2 protein-coding genes are annotated in these 19,204 nt (G+C 57.6%); one reads left to right on the plus strand and one right to left on the minus strand.

Going from position 1 to position 19,204, the window contains the following annotated elements:
• Nucleotides 1-326: 326 nt before the first annotated feature.
• Nucleotides 327-17,219 (minus strand): GEVED domain-containing protein, encoded by a 16,893-nt coding sequence (locus tag FHS27_RS22740; protein WP_184307342.1) that lies wholly within the window; start codon nucleotides 17,217-17,219, stop codon nucleotides 327-329.
• An 830-nt stretch (nucleotides 17,220-18,049) separates the two neighbouring features.
• Here FHS27_RS22740 and FHS27_RS22745 point away from each other — a divergent pair.
• Nucleotides 18,050-19,186: an FHA domain-containing protein gene (locus FHS27_RS22745; protein WP_184307344.1), complete on the plus strand. Its 1,137-nt coding sequence runs from the start codon at nucleotides 18,050-18,052 to the stop codon at nucleotides 19,184-19,186.
• Nucleotides 19,187-19,204 lie beyond the last annotated feature (18 nt).

Consider the following 19,204-nt stretch of genomic DNA (forward strand, 5'->3'; position numbering starts at 1 on the left):
GCGTCATCGGGTACGCAACGATCACGCCAGTAAATGGTTAGACGCGAGAAACTCCAGAAGAGTTTCATCAAATCCGATCACACAGCCCCGCCGGGGGGAAGGGTCTCCCGGTGCGGTTCCTTGTCAGAGGATTCGACGATTCAGAAAACGAGCGTGTCGAGCCGATTCGCCCCGTCGAGAACGATCAACATCGTCTCGCCGGGGAATTCCGGTTCGTGGTGCCTGGTTCAGGGGCTTTCGGATGAAAATCCCCTAACTCTCGCCCGCCACACGTCACATTTTCCGTCGTCCGTCTATCTCCTAGTTTGGTTCGAACTCTCCTCAGATCATCCCAACTCGGCGAAAAAATCGTCGAGCACCGAGACGTCGTCATCCGATCGCGACGGTTGTGCGTCCTGACGGTCCTGAGCGAGCGTGTCGACGATTCCGTCGAGTTGCATCGTGGCAGGCGAATCGAACACGCTCGTCTTGGACGTTTCGCTGATCGATTCGTCGAGTGACGGTGAGTCCGCCGCAACCGGCATCGGTTCGCCCGATGGGCTCGATACGGTCTGCGTCGAAGTCGGAGCAACGGTCGGATCGAACATGATCGTCGAATTCGTCGCCATTACACCTTCGGCAACCGGCGAGTAAGCGACCGACTGAGTCGATGTGCTCGCGAGCGGCTCCGATCCTGGAACTTCACCAGGACGGTTGTTGGCGTTGAGCCAGTTAATAACTCGCAGTGCGTCGATCTCGGTGATCATGCCGTCACCGTTGACGTCAGGATACTTCGGCAACGACAAACCAGCTGGCACGTTCGTTAGGTCGACTCCACCGCCGTTCGCGTTGAGCACGTTGATGATCAACAAGGCGTCCAGTGGCGTAACCGCACCGCTGTCGTTGACGTCTTCGACCTGAGTACGCCCCGTGAAAGGATTGTTCACAACGGTGTAAACATAGTCTTCGACCTCACCGGCGTTGGTGGCTCCAACAGGTCCCAGTCCCGCTTCATAGCTGAGGCGGAATCGGGCCTGAACGTCACCGAGTTGAGCCGTCGAAGGAACGGCAATCTCCAACGTGTTGACCAAGAACGGTGTGTTGGCAGGGAATGTGAACCGGTTCACTTCTCCGGCGGATTCCTCAAACGCACCGTCGCCGTCCCAGTCGAACCAAACGTCGAGGTAGCTGGTTTGCGATGGAGATGGTGCTCCGGCACGTTGATTGATCGAGACTTCGAAGTCACTGGTGAAGCCAGGCTGCAACGTACCGAGCTGGATCACACCGTCATCGATGTCGAGGTCATCATTGGAACCGTTAACGTCGGCCGTGACCGAACCGCCGAGGAACAACACGTCATCGTCATTGTCAACGATCGTGTGGCTCGGTCCGCCGGTTTGGATCGTGGTTGGGTAGTTCTGCCCGTTGCCGAACGTCAGCGACGCGTCCCCGTAGTCGGACAGTTCACCGACAAGGATTTCAACGCGGGAGCTGACCTGTTCGCTCGCCGGTTGGAGACGGTTGCCCGCTTTGTCGGCGATGAATTCGGTCACGACTGCGTCACCGATCGGCGTCGTGTCGGTCTTCAACAACACACGGTTGTCGATTTGTCGAACATCCGTCCCGTCGACTCCGCCGAGTCCGGCCGCAAGTGCGGCGTCTCCGAACGCTTCGGCGACAGTGTTGGCGTCATCGTTGTAACGAATGACAACGGCTTGTGACGCCGGGTCGCCCGGCGAACCGACTTGTTCGATTACGGTTCCCGCGGTGCTGAGTCGGATGTCCGAGTCGCCACCGAGAGTGATCTTACCGCCACCATGGTTAATCGGTGTCAACGATGGGAAGATGAGCGAAACCGCCGACACGATCGCATTAGCGAGCGAGTCCGGTGATCCGCCGAATCCGCCACCGAAGACGGTTACCGGTGTGGCACCTGCGTTGAGCAAATCGCCGTCGAAGTCGATCTCAAACGTGACCGGGGTTCCCAGTCCGCTCGCGATTGTGAACGTTTGGCCGTCCTCAACCGCGGTCGAAATTTCACCTTCGGTCGTTGGGATTTGCATTCCAAATCCGAGCGAAACACCAATGCTGCTGTTGCCCGTGATCAACGCACCACCGTTTAGAGCCGTCAACGAAATCGGTCCATTGGTTCCGCGTACCCGGAAGACACCCGAGGCACCGGATGCTTGCAGGTCGAGGTCCTCGTCTTGGAACCCTTGAATCAATGCCTGCACCAATTCGCGAAGCGATGCGTCCGCTGCGACTTGCAAAACGACTCGATCCACATCGGGGTCGATCGCGGCGATGATCCCGTCGGTGTCGAATTCGAACGCGACCTCTCGGGTGCCGTCAAACACCACGATCGTTTCGTTGTAATTCGTCAGACGCGAACCATCGATATCGATGTCAATTTGCGGCAACAACTGAACGTCGAGTTCCTGGTTCACTTGGCGGAACATCGCGTCTTCATCGAAACTGACGTAGGCCAGATCGCTGTTGGCGTGAGTTCCGAGCAATTGCATGCGGCCCGTTGTGCTGGTGCCGTCGTCTTCCAGGTAAACCGCTTCGATGTTCAGCACGCTAGGTTGCGATGCCGATAGATCGTTGATCGCTTGAGTCAACAACAAGGCGACTCGTTGAGCCGATGCCGTCGATGGCAGACGGATTGCGTAGTTGCCGGTCGCGGTGACGATACCATTGACCACTTCCTCAGTGATGTCGGTAACGAATTCGAACGTGACGGGCGTGTTTACGCCATCGAACACGGTGATCGTTTGGCCGTTAATCGCAGAGCTGGTCAATCCGGTCAACGCGTCGGTTTCGGTCAACGCTGCCGATGGCACGGCGAGTTGGATACCGAGTTCCGTTTCGAGAATTTGACCATCGATAAAGGTCTTCTCACCGTCGGCGTACTCGAGTCCGGTTTCGGCTTTCAGGACAGCGTTGTATCCGTCCGCACTGCCGGCTTCGGTACCGAGGAACTCAACCGTGTAAACAGCGTTATCGGCCCAAATGCCAGCGATCGGAGTGATTCGAATCGTGTTGTCGGACGGCTCGTAGGAGAACTTGTAGTCTCGGCCTTCTTCGAGCAACTCGACGGTGGTGCTGCCGACGACCAAACGGGTCACCAACAGATTCTCACTCGTGACGGTGTTGTCATTAACGCCCACGCCGTATCCGGTATCGGCAGGAACAATTCCATCGATCAGTTGAATTTCAAAGGCGTCATAGATCGTGCCTTGCGTGATCGAACGGCCGAACAGATCGCGTGTTTGATCGAAGATCAGATCTTGACCACGTGGCGACGTCAGGACGAAGCGAGGTCCTTCGTTGTCAGTCCGCTCTTCCGCACCGCGATCAATGAAACCGCTCAATCCGACACCAAACGAAGCATCGAACGTTGGATCATCAACCCGCAGTTGACCGTTGGCGTCGAACGTCGGTGCAAGAATTGGGCTCGAAGGCAGTCCGAGTGAGTTCCGCAGCGAGATCAACGACGCACGATCCTCGAGCGACGCGATGCCGCTGTCGATGATCGGGGTGCGTGATTGAGGCGTGAAGATCAGGTTGAAAGCGTCGACGAACACTGAATCGCTCGCGTCGATGAACTGGGCCGATTGGCCGATGCCGTCGATGCCTGCGATCAGCGATGCCAGATCGTTGCGATAGTAGGTTGTTCCACCGATGACGGTGAGGCTAGCCGAAACGTCGATCAGACCGCTTGCGAGAGTCGGAGTCGGAGCAACCGACAATCCGACTTCGAAGTTGCTAACCACATTGTTGAGCAGTGTCGGTGCCGCGTTGTCCGCGACTCGGATGCCTGTTTGCCCGGCAACAAAGGTGTCACGAGGAACGGTCGAGATCGCACCCACGGCGTCAATGTCCGCACCGCCGGGACCGAAGTTATTCGTTCCCGATGGCGAAAGGTCAGTCAATCGCACGTAGGAGAAACGATCGCTCAGGCCAAAGCCGAAGGCGTCGAGGTCGATCTTGTTTTCGAGTCCGAATATCTCACCCACGTTGAAATAGGTGACGTTGTCGCGACTGATCTCGACACGAACACGTTCAGGAATACCGGTTTCGAAAATGACGAGGTCATCGATACCGTCACCGATTCCCATCACTGCCGATGGATTGCTCGAACTACCCGTCAACAGATTGTCATCGAATGCAAAGACGGCACTTCCGCCCGATCCGAGCGAGAAGGTGAACAAGCCGTTTTCAGGATCGGTCGTCGAGACGCCGAAGCAATCCGGCGAACCGAGAGCGGCTTCACTATCGGTGAACGATTCCTCGACATCAGGGCCATGAACCGTTTCACTGTCCAGGACGCTGTCCGCAAACGAGATCGCACCGAGAGGGAAGAACGTCGATTCGAAGATCTGCGAACCGAGGTTCGCGGTTTGTTCGATCGTTCCACCAACGAGCGTATTGTTCAAGATACGGTCGAATCCGACAGGGTTCTCGGATGCGAAACCGCTGTTTTCCAGACCGCTGATGTCGATACCGACGTCTTGGTTAAACGCAAAGGTGTTGTTGCGAACAACCACACCTGGGATCAGGTTTTCCGTGTTGAGTTCAAGGAAGTTGCGAGCGTAAGTCACCAACGACGGGGTCGCGTCGATCGGATCATCCGAAATCACGGACTCGGACGCATCACGCGAGATTTGCAAACCGGCGTCTTCGTTGTGAATGAACCGACTGTTCTCGATCATGATCACACCCTGTTCGGTACGATCACGGTTGGTGTCACCGCGAAGATCGTCGGTCGTCGTCGAAACGAATGCGGTGGCTCCGATCGCGTTGGTGCGAATCGATGTTGCACCGGAGAGGTTGATGCGAGTATCGGGCACACTGCCGGGGGTGTTGGCGCGGGTCAGGTTACCACGCATTGCCGAAACGCCGAGCACGGTGCTGACCTGTTGCGAACTGATCCGTCCGATGATCGTGTCTGCGACTTCTTCCGCAGTCGCGTCGGCGGCGATCTGAACGAGCACACGGTTAGCATTTTGTGCGAAGCCGTTGCTATTGCCGGCTGCATCGAGGACGTCAAATTCGAACGTCACCCGGTTGTTTTCGCCCGCGATCGTGAAGGTCGACCCGTCAAGAATTTCCGATGCCGGCTTGGTCACCAGCGAAACGCTCGACGACACCAAACGCTCGTTGGTATCGAACGCACGGAAGCGTGCGTCGACCAAGTTCGGAGCACCTTCGAGGACCGCTCCCGAAGCAACGTATTCTGATGCGTCGCGGATCTCGAGTTGATAGGATCCCGATGATGTCGGACGTGGTGATTCCGCAGGCGATGTCAGCGACAATTCACCGGAATCCACGAAGACTTCCTCGGCCCCAATCGGGGTTGCTGCGGTGACCATTTCACCCCGTTCAGCGAAACCGATGATGATGTCGTCGATGTACGCACCTTCGGAATCATTGGCCGAAGCTCCGGCCTGATAGTCGCCACCGAAACGATCGCCGTAACGTTCTGCGGTCGAGACGAATGGACCGAGTTGGTCGGCGTCAAAGTTCATGTTCGGTAATCGGACGGCCGATCCGGCAACCGGGATCAGCGATGTGTCGCCACCGGCGAAGCGTTCCGCCAATGCGGCTTGCAATGCGATCGCGACGTCTGCGGCGGAGTCACCACGACTAACCGAAATCGGCGTACCGGTCAGTGGTTTCTGGTTGCTCGCGGCCAATCCGTCTGCGGCACCGTCGGTGACTTCGGCGGCACCAACGCTGACGATTCCGGCACCGCCGAATTCGACGCTCGCACCGGACGCGACAATGTTCATGTCGGCTTCGATCGAGATACTCGCGGCGTATCCACCGGTTTGGGCTGCGTCTGCGGTACCGGAAATACGGGGATCGTAGGTCGAGTTTTCAGGGCCGCTGATTCCGATGTAGTACAACCCGTTGCTCGGGATGACCACAGAGATGGTGCCGTCAGCAATGTTCTCGACAGCGAGCGTTCCACCGCCGGCGGCGAGCAGTTCGATGCCGTCTTCATCGAAGAAGCGAACGTTGTTATCGACGCCTGGCTGATCGGACGTGACACTGACACTAACAGTTGTCCCGGCAGCAAGGTTGTCGATGCTAACCAGGTCGACATCACCGCGGTTGGTGATCAGTGTCGGAGTGATCGTGCCGAGCGTTCCTCGGCCGTTGACGATCAAGTTGCCGCCACTGTAAGCAATCGGCGTGGCTTGATAAGTCAAATCGTTACGACCGAGTTCACCGGCGGGGTTCGGGTTGCCGAACGGGTCGGTCGGATCCGATGGGTCGCTGAAGTCGAACTGATCGATCGAACCGTATGCGGGCGTTTGGATGCCGAAGGTGCTTTCGACGATCGCTTGCAATTCGCCGGCAACGTCGGCTTGCGTCACGTCGCTCCCCAACGGAACCGACACTTGGTTCACACCAACGTTTCGCAACCCATCATTGAGCACGAACTCGACATCGTCGATCGTGACAATGAATACCGCGTCGCTGTTGGTGTAGTAGTTGTCGAGAATATTTGCCGTCGGAACGAGTTGGCCGTAGTCGACCGCAAAGTCCGTCTCGCCGATCAGCGAACCAATCACAAACGCAACATCGTCGGCAGACAAATCGTCCAAGCTGGTCGCGTCGGTGCCGTTGATCGACAGCAATTCGAAGAGCGAGAAGACATCCACTTGGCTGCGACGGGCGAACAGATCCGTGTTGAATCCGAGCGTCAGGTCGCTTCGCTGAGTGTCACCGTCGAGCAGAACGAATTCGGTGCCGTTGAGGTAAACAGTGAACAGTTTATCGGGGTTCTCGGCATAGTACGCATCGGGGTCGACACCGATTGGGATCGGATTGGCGTCGTAGAATTGCTCGATCTCGGTGCCTGTTGGCAGCAATCGGGCCAAGTCAATTTGTATATCAAACGTTTCAGCGACCGCACGAGCGATATCGCCCGCAGTCAGCTCGGCGAGAGTCGCACCGACGGGCTGACCAGCGAGCAAATTGATCGAGATCACTCCGGCAGGCACCGTACGAGTGCCGTCATTGAGCAGATAGGTTTGACCGTCGACAGTGAATGTCGACGTCGCATTCGGATCTTGATAGAGCTGTTGGAGCGAGATGCCCGATGAGAACGTGACGACAGGAGCCATGTCGATCGAGAAGCTCTCGCCGTTGATGATCAACGTTTCACCGTCAATCAGCTCGCTCGCCGCGACAGTGCGGATTTCGTCAGTCAGCGTCGAGGTCGTGCCGGCGGTCGAGAATTCGATCCGCAGCGAAAGACCACTTTGGCCCGCGAACTCTTCCAGCGAGACGCGTGCTTGTCGCCACGTTCCGGTGTTGTCATAGAGTTGCTGCACGTCGACATCGATCGAGTCGTCGTAAACGCCGATTTGGGCCGGATCGTCGAACTCGTCATCGAACAACCCGTCGCGACGTTGTTCGTTGTTCGTTGCGACGAGATGCTCAACACCGTGCTGGTCGACAACATAGACGCGAAGCGTGTCTTGATCTTCGCCGAACAGGTCGAAGTCGTCGTCGCTCGCGGAGTCGTCATCGACACCGTCGGTTTCCAGGAAGTAATTGAAGTACATGGTCGGCAAGTCGGCCGCCGAGTATCCCTCCAACGAGAACGCGTTGGACTGAACCGTTCCGCGTGCACCGCCGGGGAAGTTGTATGTTCCCTGAACGTCCTGCCCGTCTTGGCGAACGTTCTCAGCCGCCGTATTGATATTCTGCACCGGAGCTTCACCGGCACCGTAGTTACCGTTGAACGCAGCGGCGGTGTAATTGAACACGAGCGAATTGTTCGCGTCGCCTTGATCGGGACGGGCGCCATGGTAAGCGTCGTTAATTCCGTGACCTTCATCTGAATCACGTGCACTGGTGACGTGCCACAGGTTGTAATCCAGCGTCGCAAAGTCGAGACCTTGTGCGTTGAAGATGCCGGTGCTGATCGACGTGCGTCCGCCGGCGAATACCGCTTGCAATTCGCCGTCGAGGTTGAACGCGTGGATGTCACCGTTGCTCGTGATACCGAACAGGATTTGCCGTCCTTCGGCGTCACGCAGACTGTTAGGCCCGGCACGAAGACCGGAGAAGTTGATGCCGATCAGGTCGGTCGACGAGGCGACGTATTGGCCCACGTTGGCGTTGCTGCCTGCACTGCCGTTAAATCCAAGGAATCCGGACGGAACACGGTAGAGTCCCCCCGCATCGGAGACCGCATACAGGTCGTTGCCGACCAATTCGATACCCGTAATGGATCCACCGTTAGCGAAGCCGCCCAATCGGAGGTTTCCGGCGGCCGAGTTGGCGTCCACGACAACACCGGTGATTTGAACCGCACGGCCCAGTGAGGTGCCGATCACGGTCGGCAATGCACCGCCCGCGTTTTGCGTCGCAATCGCTTGAACGATTCGGTTGGCGATCGTTTCGGCGGAATCCGTCGGCAACAGCGTGACCGGAACCCGACCGGGCTGAACCAATTGACTTCCGTTCAGCGTGAGGCCGCTGACCGGGTTCGCGTTCGGTGGGGTCAACGTGACCGCGGTGGCAGTTGGGAATGCCAATTGCGTTCCCTTGAACGAGACCGGAATGCCTGGCGATTGGGCCTGGATTGCGGCAGCGAGTTGCTCGATGAAGACCGTGTTGCTGGCCGTGCGATCGATATTCACGATCACGTTGCCCGGCGTCGTTGGATCCGGTGCGTTGGTCAATTCGAAGGTCACCGGTGCACGTCCCGGCAGCGTCACTGACAGCGTCGTGCCGTTGGCGATACTCGCCGGGTCGGACGAGATCAGCGTGTAACCTTGGTTGAGTTCGAAGGTAACGAACTGCGTACCGTTGGTCAGAGTGAAGTTATCACCGTCGAACAGTTGCGGAACCGCAACGCCAGCGGCATTGACTTCTGTCGCCGACGAAATTCCGATCACGTTGGCGTCATCGGGTTGTCCGTCGTCTGGATCTTGGCTCGTATCGATCTGGCCGACTTCACGGATGTTCGTACCCGCACCGGCGTTGGCCAATGTGAGGTCGAAATCGGGGCCCGTCGCTTCACCGGTTTCTTCATCGAACGCATACAAGATGTTCGTGGTGTAACCTTGACGGTTGAAGTTCAACCCTGGGGTCAAACCTTGACGAACGACCGGGCGATCGGCGACCAAGTAACCGGTTTCTTCACCGAAGCGGTTACGGATCGTAATCGCTTCCACGATCAATCCGTCATCGCTGTCTTCATCGAGAACCTGGACGGCGTCTTCTTCGATTTCCAAATCGTGAGAAGTCTCAATCCCGGTGTTTTCCAACGGTGTGATCGTGCCGTTAACCGTATCGATGCGGGCGTAGGTGTAGTTGCCGTCATCGAGTTGTTGTGGAACGGTGTATCCGAACAGTTCGCCGTTGGCGGTAAACGCGACGTCGAGAATCGTTGTTCCGAATCCGCCAAGAGTCGCGTAGCGAGCACCGGTGAACGGGTTAACCAAGAACAATTCCGTGCCGCTGTTGACGTACAGGAAAACGTCGTCGAGCGTGTGTTCGATGATCGAATTGTTATCGAACAAGACTGGCACAACTGGGCCCTCGGCGACCTGCGTGTAGGCCGACGGGTTCCCGAGGTTTTCGAAACCTTCTTCCGCGATTCGGCGAGTGCTGTCGACAGGTTCGAGGCGGATCAGCGGGTTGGTCGGGTTCCGAGTGGTGAATTGATCCAGCTGCGCGGGGGCTTGGAACTTGTTCGAAATCGCAACGTAGTAGGTGCCTTCGGGAAGTTCAGCCGAACCGATGTATGGGTCGGCGGTACCGTAGGATCCGCGAGACAGATCCGAGGTGCTGGTCGCCCCCGAAGAATTCATGTCGTCGGCGATATTCGAATCACCACCGATCAGAACGAGGTTACCGGCCGCGTCAAAGACGTACAGCGAGAGGTCAGCACGCGAGGCGCCGTCGGCGTAATCGATATCGAAAACGGTCGCGAGATACATGGCCGCATCGTCACGAGTGAGCTGCTGATATTCGATCTCAAACTCGAACCAATCGACATCGTTGGTGTCGTCGATGAAGCCGGAGATATTCTTGGCCAAGCGGTCCGAAGACAGAGGGCCAGCACCATTGTTGAGTTCCACATCGACGCGGTCGACCGTCGCGGAATCACGCGAGATCAGAATCGATCCGTCAGGCTGCACAACGGCAGCCGGGTCGAGTGCCGGGTCGCCGGAGAACTGCGTGTCGTAAAGACCGAGGCGTTGAGCGTTACCGAATGTGCCGTTGTCGCCCGCGGTTTCGAAATCTTCACCCGCGAGTGGGCTGTGCAGCGGTCCTCCGATGATTTGCACGCCGTTGTCGGCATACATGACATCGCTATAGCGGATTTGAGTTCCAGCAGAAACATCGGCCTCTTCGATCCGAATCTGCAATTGGTATGAACCCTTAGTCAATCCGTTACGCAATCCGCCGGTTTGATTTTGGAGTGAATCTTCGTTGTCGGCAACGTTGCTCGTATCGCCCACCACCATCGGGCTCTTTCCATCACTCGTCAGCGTACTCTTCGAGCTGGTCGAAAGTGCACTGCGGACACGGACGTGATAAAGCGTGCGTTGTCCAACCACGCCGGGCAGGATCACTCGCATTCCGGCGTCGCGACTGTTGATCGAATAGTTGTCTTGGAAGGCAACCAAACCAGCACTCGAGTCGATTTGACCGGTAGCCAAACCGAAGATCGAATCGATATCGAGAGCTTGATCGCCTCGACCGGTTCGAGCACTGATCAACGCTCGCAATTCTTCGCGACGTGCGGCGGTGTTCGGGTCGGCCGCGTCAAGGCTCAAAAGTTCCTCGATCAATGCAGCTTCCGCCATCGCGTCGTCCGACAACACCAACGTTTGGCCGTTGGCGTTAACGAGTTCGATGACCGTATCGACGCTCAAATTTGTGCGATCGATATCCAACCAAACCTGTGTGCCAGCCTCAGCAACGAACGAGTAAACATCGACATCGCTCGCACTGGACAATTCACCGTCGACGATCAGGCCGAGCTGGCGGTTCTCATCTCCCGATGCACGATCCGGTGCGACTTCACCGACAAACTGTGCACGGCTGGCAACCGCGTTGGTATCACTGAGACCGACGTTGGATGGTTCGTTTTCGGATGTGATCGACGCGTTGGAATCGGACGCCGCTTCGCGGATCACGATGCCATCCCATCCACCGGGCGTCGGGGTATTGTTGGCTCCGTCGGTATTCAGGTTCGCCAGGCCAGAAGGCGTGAACCCTGCACCCACGGTATCGTCAGCGAGCGAAGTCAGCACAACAGGGAAGTCCGGTTGCCCGATCACTTGCAGGCTGCCACCGATACGGTCAGCGATGCCATTCAATTCGTCTTCGGCGGTATAGCTATTACCACCAACCACGATGCCAGCCTGACGGCGAAGCAACGCATCTTCTTGGAATGGAACTTCACTCTCGGGGAAAATCGTGCCGGTGTCGATACGAATGACATCATTCGGCTCGAACGTCAAACCAGCGATGTTCAGGAACATTATGCCATTGATGACGATCAGGCGACCGTTGTCGAAGCCGTTGAGCGATGTGCCGCCGATGTCCAGCGTCGCGTTGTCGAAGGCACCAAGATCAAACTCAGGGCTGAGTTGAATTCCGGCGAAGGTATTATCAACGATGGTCGCGCCGGTCGTTTCTAGAATGGTCACTTCAACGAAGTCATCGCCAATCTCGACACCAAAATCGAAGTCAGTCGCGTCCGCCGGTGTGACGGACGTGAAATCTCCGGGTTCGTCGAGCGAGCCATCGAATACGAAATCGGCATCACCAGGAACAGGAAGGTCCGCCGGTTCGGTTGCCGTGTTGACGGCAGTGATGAAGATCGTTTGTTCGGGAATATCGCCGAGCGTATCGAACTTCACGACCAAGGAAGCCCGTGCATCGCTTTCGATACGCAGGCCGCCGTAGATGTGCTGGTTCGGCACTTCGATCGTGTCTCGAACGATGTGCACAATGTCCGTATCGTCCCAGACGACTTCCGTTGCCACGGTGCCACCACGAACTTCGAGTCCCGCGAGGCTGTCGCTGCTGTTTTCGATCAAGTTGCCCTTGATCAACGGACCGCTGTTACCACGCAACTCCAACGCATCGATTCCGCCCGTCGAACGTCCCGGATCGGTTTGCTCTTGCCAGGTGAAACTGTTGACGTCGAAGGTCATCGTTGGACCGTTGCCGTCGATGAACGTATTGTCAATGATCACCGGTTGTGATCCGCGAACGAAGATCGTTCCGCTGGCGTTATTGACGCGTCCGACACGTTGTTCGCGTGGGTCGTCAGGGTTGTTATTGCTGTTGCTGCTGTCGTTAACAAACGAGCGTCCGTCGTCGTTGTTTTCGAAACGTGTGTTCGCAATCCGCAAATCGCTCTGGTGTGCTTCGATCACGTTGAAGCTGGCAAAACCACCTTCGACACGCGACGTTCCACCACCACCGGCAATCACACCGTGGTCGATCGAAACATCGGCACCAAACGCGGCGTAGATGCCCGCCCAATCCCCTGCGTCGCCGCCCGATGGGGCACCCGGTGTGGAGTCTTGAGCGAGACCGTTGGTGTTGAATGTTCCGCCCGTTCCGTAGCGACGATCGTTCAAACTGGTCAACACGATCGGTGCCGTGTCAGTACCTTCGGCGTACAATCGCGAACCGAACGTGACTTCGATGCGGGCGTCGTTCAATTTGACGATCGTGCCCGGATCGATCGTGAGACCTGGATCGAGTCGGCCCGACAACGCGAGGCTGGCTGGTCCGATACGATCGGGATCCAATGGGGTCAGACCGGTTGCGATGGTATCGGTGAACGATGTGTCGGACGTATTCAGACGACCGACTCGGGTGAATTCACCATAGATAGGCTGGCCATTGACATCCGTGCCGGTAACGGGGGCACGATACAAACGACGTCCGGTGTAATCCGTACCCGAGACGACCGTTGGCAAGTTATTCAGTCGAATCGCACCGGTCGCCGACAACGTCACGGTCAGGCTCGCGTCGCTGGCGGCACTTTCGAAACCGTCGCGAGTGACATACGTCATCCGATAAGCATATTGTCCCTGAGGAATGTCGCCGTTATCGATCGTCGGCGTGTTCACAGCGCCTGTGGCCTGGGTGAGCAGCAAGCTCGGGCTTTCGCTGAGACTCACCGGTCCGCCAGGGTTTCCTTCAATGAGAAGGTTCTCGATCAAGATGTGAACAATGTCGGTGTCATCGAAGCGAGCATTCAAGTCGAGCGTTTCGGTGCTGCCACCGCTCGGCGTACTGATTCGAATGAGCAGACCGTTGTAGGTGTTGTCCGTGATCGTGTTACCACGAATGTGTGGACCGATGCGAACAAAGTCGCTCGTGAAGTAGTCCGACAGTCCCGCACCAGCGGCGATTTCGTTTTGGAAACGCGATTCGTCGAACCGAGTCTCGGCAAAGGTGTTCGGCGTCGCTGCGATCGCGGCATCACCGGACTGCGTGATCATGCTGTTGATGATCGTGGCCCGCGATTCAGCCAATTCGATCGCGGAAACCGTTCGCAAACCGCCGTCGACGCGAACTTGACCACCGGCGTTTTGAATGTCGGCGTATTGGATGTGATTGAGGAAGACGCCGTTCTCTTCCATGTTCGTGCGGCTGTCGTCGGCGTAGTCAATGTCGCCGCGAATTTCGATACCGCCCCACGTGCCCTTTTGCGGATTGGTTCCGAAGCCGACCAGTTCAACGGGGCTATCAGGCGTACCGAGAACTTGGATCGACGAGCCACTGCGGTCGACCGAAGCCGACGTGCTGCCAACACCGATTCGGCTGCCGGACATTTCAAACCGGACGCCCGCATCGAGAACCAAGTTCACGTCTTTGGGAACGTCGATGGTAGTCAATTCACCGTTAGTCAGAGCCGAACCGAGTTGGGTGCGGCCGATCTTATAGGTGCCACCGCTGACGACACGAACGACTTCAACCGGGTTATTGCTGAGTCGACGCCCCTCGACGCTAGCGAACGCTTGATTGAGCGTGCTGAACGGGTTGGTAATCGAACCAGGTATGCCGGTTCCGGCGGTCGTGCCTGAGTTGTCGACGTAGACCGTTGTGTTGGCGTCGTTGGGTTCAAACCAGAATTGGAACAAACCACCTTCTTCGCCATCCGCATCACCGTCGAGGATGTTCACACCGTCCGAAATCGCTGACAAGGTGGTCGTCGTCGGTGTGAACGTCATCGCGACTTCGTAGTCGCCTTCACTGACGCCGCCAATACCGGTGCCCGCAATGATCGGATCGTATTGATCGTTGCCCGACGCGCTGACGCCAACGACGTAGGTGCCTTTCTCGACTTCGATTTCGATCATCGAGTCGTTGCTGAAGTAGTCATCATTCGCCGCAATCTCGATCGGCAAACCGCCTTCGATCTTGTAAAGCCGCAGCATCGTGTCGAGCGTGCTCGACGATGCCAATCGTTCGGCGATCGTCGAGATATTCAGCGTGCCCTTGTTGGCGAGCGTGAACTGATACAAGTCAATGTCGTTGCTCTCGGGGCGATACAAGAACTGCCCGTTGACGATATCCGCGGGACTCGGGAACAAAGACTCGTTGGTGTCCAGCAGGTCCGCAGTCGTCGAAGGAATCGCATCCTGAGTCAGTTGAGTCGGGTCGAGAACGCTGTCGGTGGACTGAGTGATGGGCTGTGGAAGGTGATCGGCATAACCATAGCCGAGCAATTGACCGATGCCCAAGAACACGCCGCGGAAGAATTCACCGCCGGTGAAGTCATCGGTGCTTTGGTCGAAGTCCTGACCGTCGAGAACGATCAATTGGTTACCGTTAACCGGGAGCGAATCGACTTCGAGTGGCAGGAACGTGTTGCCCTGATCATCGAGTTCGCGGCTCGCCACGGTGACACCGCCAGCGGCGCTGTTGACGCGTGCCGTCGTTCCGTCGAACGTGCTCGACAATTCGCCCACGCCGATGCTGTAAACGGGGCCGACTTCGCCAGTGAAATTAGGACTCGTGATCGCCGCAGCGGCGTCTTGCCCGACTTCGATGAATTGAATGCCGAGGTATTCGCTGAACAACGAGGCGACTTCGCGAACGCGTTCTTTTTGCTGTTCAGTGATCGCGTTGCTGTAGGTCTCGTTCAGGTCGGTGGTCTGCGTCCCGAAGTCTTCACCCTGCCACTCGTCAGGGAAGTTGTAATAGATCGTGCTGATACCGGCAGTCGTATCGCCGTCAGTTCGCCAGATACCCAATGGCACAACACGATCGTTGCTGCTCGGATCATCCGGACGGATGTCACGAACACCTTCGTAATCGCTGCCGCCGGGGAACTGCAGAATCTCACCGAGGGCATTCTCAATCGAACCACCCGTCAAACGAATGGCGCTCGTTTGAGTGAGGTTAATTCCGTTGAAACTCGTCAGCACCATCGGACCAGGTTCAGCGATCGGTGACGCGGCATTGCGATAAATGCTGTCGCCCGATTCGGCTTCGGTAACCGGAGTTTCGATCGGTGCGGCCGGCAATGCGGTGCTATCACCGATTCGGAAACGTACCGAACCTTCGATCGAAGAACCCGGGTTGTCAGGATCCGGTGTGCGCGAGAACGGTGAGTTAAAGATCACTCGGACCGCGTCCGTACGCCCATCAAGGGCTTCCACAGCAATCGGCTTGATCGCTTCGTCATCGCCACCGGTAACGGTATCGCGGGTGAAAACAGCGGTGTAGTAGTTCGCGTTCAAAACCGAACTGTTAACGTCGTTGGTGAAGTAAACTTCAATGACGTTGGGTTCGGAGATCAATCGTCCGTCGGACTGTTTGGTCACCGGCTCTGGCACGACCGCCAAAACCTGCGGTGCGGCGTTGATCTCGAACTGGACGGCAAAATCTTCACCGTCGTTGAACGCTTCGCCGGCGGTGTTGAGCAGTGCCCGTTCGCCTTCGCCGTAGATTTCGATTTGGTAAGCGTCGTCAGGCAACGGCTCGGCAAATCGGAACACGACTTCGTTCGCGGTGTCGCCGATACCGACGAAACCAGGAGACACGACCGTGTCGCTCGCACCGGTCAAAGGCAGGCCCGTTGGGGTGGCCGCGGTAACGGTGGTGAATGTGGTTGAGATCAATCCCGTGGAGCTGCCACGTTGCAGCGATGCGGTGACGAGGTTTGCCGCAGTCGCCGAATTGTTGATGGCTGTAACTAATTGGCCAACTGTCGTTTGAGCACCGGCCGTTGAGTTGATCCGGACGTTGATCACGTTGTTCGCGACGCTGACCAATGGCGTCGACGACGAACCGAGGTTTGCGGGAGTGATCCTAATACTGATCTCACGACCGGCGGCTCCCGATTGGTTGGCCAGGAACCGAACTTGGGTCGTGTCGCCCAAACCGAGATCGGTCGTCGCGCGGGCCGTGTTGGCACCGTCGAGGTTCAACGTCAGGCCGGTCGCGGGCAGGTGGGTGTTGATCGCGGTCGTCGTCAAACCATGAACCGAGTACGCCGTCACGACTTGGTTCGCAGTTGGATGATTTTCCAGCGTCTCGAGCAGATCGCTGACCGTCGCCGGGCGAGGCGAATTGGTGTTCAGGCGGATGTCGATCGTTTTCAAGTCCGGGTCGACCGAGGCGATCACAACCGGGGCCGCACTGCCGGCGACGCTCGCGTTGGTGATCCGAACGGTGGTGCCGTTGCCCGACACGCCTGGAGCGGCGGCGCGGAACTCGACTTCAACGCGTCGATTTTCTGTCGCGTTAACGCTCGTACCGAAATCGGTGAGCGCCGTCGCGGTTTCAAATCGTTGGTCGCTGCCCGCGCGTGTGATGCTCAACCCCAGTGGCAACAACGTGTCGTCGTTGGCGGTTGCGGGGTTAAGCAACGTGGCCACGTCGATCGACGAATTGCTGTCGAAACGGAATCGCAACTCGTTCGGCGCGGTCTGCAACAGATCGGTACCGAACAACGGAGCCGAATCGATCGACGTGCCGCCACGGATCAATTCACCGCTGTTGGGTTGGATGCCGACGAGTTCGGGCCCCGCCAACAATTGACGAGCCTCGAGCGATTGCGAATGCAATCGTCGTTCGATTGTTGCCCGTCGTTCACGGACGCTCATGGAGCGTTTTCCACGCCGGCGTCGTGTGGCTTCGTCACCGCCCAATCCCAGCCGATTGGCGAGATTTTCGCGGAAACTACGACCTGAGGAATGTTTGCCCGGTTTACCGATCGTCATCAGTGGCCTCGTGATACCGCCCCCAGACTCCGCGTGCCGAAGTGGTCGCGTCAGTGGGGGACAGGAAGCTGAAATTCATGTTGCAAATGCACCCTCAAACAACTTCACCATGCCGACGCGTGCCTCGCGAAAGGCTCGAAAAGGTGACGGGGTTGAGAATGCGAGTCTGGATAAGCTGAGGGACCTGCGCAGGATGTGCGTCAGTCTCACGTTGCGAGTGTAGTCGGGGCGTCCGGCATAGCAACGAAAAACACGTTCTGGGCAGGGTTTACGCCTGTCGTGGCCGGACAAAACGATTGCACCGGTCGCGAGGTTCATACCGCCGATCTGACGACACCAGAGTGATAAAAGTTCCCCAGCGATCGCTCGCTCGGCGTGGCGACGGCAACCAACGAAACCAATCCTCCCCCGATAGACATGGCCCGCAAGCCGGCGCACCACCCTACAGAAGGGCGAGAACGTGCTTGCGAAAACGAAGGACCGCCGCAAAATGGCGTCTGACTCCTTGCCGACCGCGACGCCGAGCATCCCGCCGAACCATGCACGGCGTTTCGCATCTAGACCTTTTTTTGCGTCGCAAATCGTTGTGCATGGCGGAAACCGCAACTCCTGAAGGGATTGCAGCATTAGGCACGCCGAAAAATCCGCTTTTCGCTGAATTGGCTACGTCACCTTCGATCTGAGGTGATCCAGGTGATTAGGCAATTTGAATTGCTTTCGTTACAATTGCGGCTCTCCGCTGAACCTCCCCCGACGCCTTTATGGTGCCGGAAAGGGCTGAATTTCTGTCTGCGGAGTCGAGTCATTCCCCCGGATGAGCAGTCCCACCGTTGCCCGCACCAGTCACTAATCGAGCCAGACTAGTCCTGTCCACCGGCAGCCGAGCCGGGCTACGGGCGCCAATCCATCCGGGTTTCTACCTGATTGGACGCGACAAGAACTGTCAAATCAGGCCGAAAACGCGTTCGGTGTCGCGGGTTCACTGCCTCCTCTATTTCGGCGTCGATCGCCCTCTGCCGCTGGATGACCCCAGTGGCGAAATGCTGTCGCTCGCTCAAGACACGGAGGAGACGAACGGCCAATTTTACGTGATTGATCTTAACAGCACCTCGGGCACGAAGATCGATGGCGAAAAAATCGAGCCACGCAAATGGGTCGAGGTCGGCAGCGGTGCCGAACTGCGATGCGGAAAGATGGCTTGGCGGGTCGTCGTCGAACCGTGCGAGAAAGCGATCGCAGCGGTAAACCCGGGAGCATCAAACTCACCAGGCTCGCAGGCCCCCAACTCAAGTCACCCCGTCTCAAGTTCCCCCGATTCACAACCAGAGCATTCGCCACCCAAACCGCCGGAATCCAAACCCGCCCGATCGACCGATTCGTCCCCTACTCCTTCGGTGGCAAGCCGGGTCGCGGCTGACGAATCCGAACAAATGCTCTCAGGCAGCGCGTGGCAGGGTGCCGATGTTGCTGCATTCTTGGCCGCCCACGATGACGCGGACCGTGAAGTTCGGTACGAGAACATCCGTGCAAAATCGAAGATGAAGGCGGACGAATCGGGTGTTCTCGAAGGCGAAGAGAGCCTCGACGAAGGCAGCCAATTCTTAGACTCGGCCGTGTCAGGACTGAATCTCGCAACAACCGAAACCGTCACGGACCCACCAATCGCGGACGCACCGACGCTCGCCGAAACACCAGTAAACAAGATTCTGAGCCCCGCCGAACGCAAGGCGGAGGCCGCTCGTGCCAAACGTGATGCGAAGAAGCAGAAGGGGAACGACCAACGGGCCGCCCGCCGAGCCGAATCGGCAAAACGGACTGCTGCCTTGGGCGGCGAAAACCCGATGTTGGAAAAGATGAAATTGGTCATGGCCGTCGCCCTCACCGTTGCGGTGCTAGCGTTTGGCGTTTACCAGTTCATCCAATTCCGCTCGGGCCCGCCGGCTCGTGTCGTCGACGGGATCGATTGACGCCCCTAACGCCCGCTG

Source organism: Aporhodopirellula rubra, from assembly GCF_014192335.1.
Classification (GTDB): Bacteria; Planctomycetota; Planctomycetia; order Pirellulales; family Pirellulaceae; genus Rhodopirellula; species Rhodopirellula rubra.

What these genes read in the sequence shown, in the direction of transcription:
- FHS27_RS22740 (WP_184307342.1), bottom strand. Translation starts at nt 17,219, where the DNA reads ATGACGATCGGTAAACCGGGCAAACATTCCTCAGGTCGTAGTTTCCGC.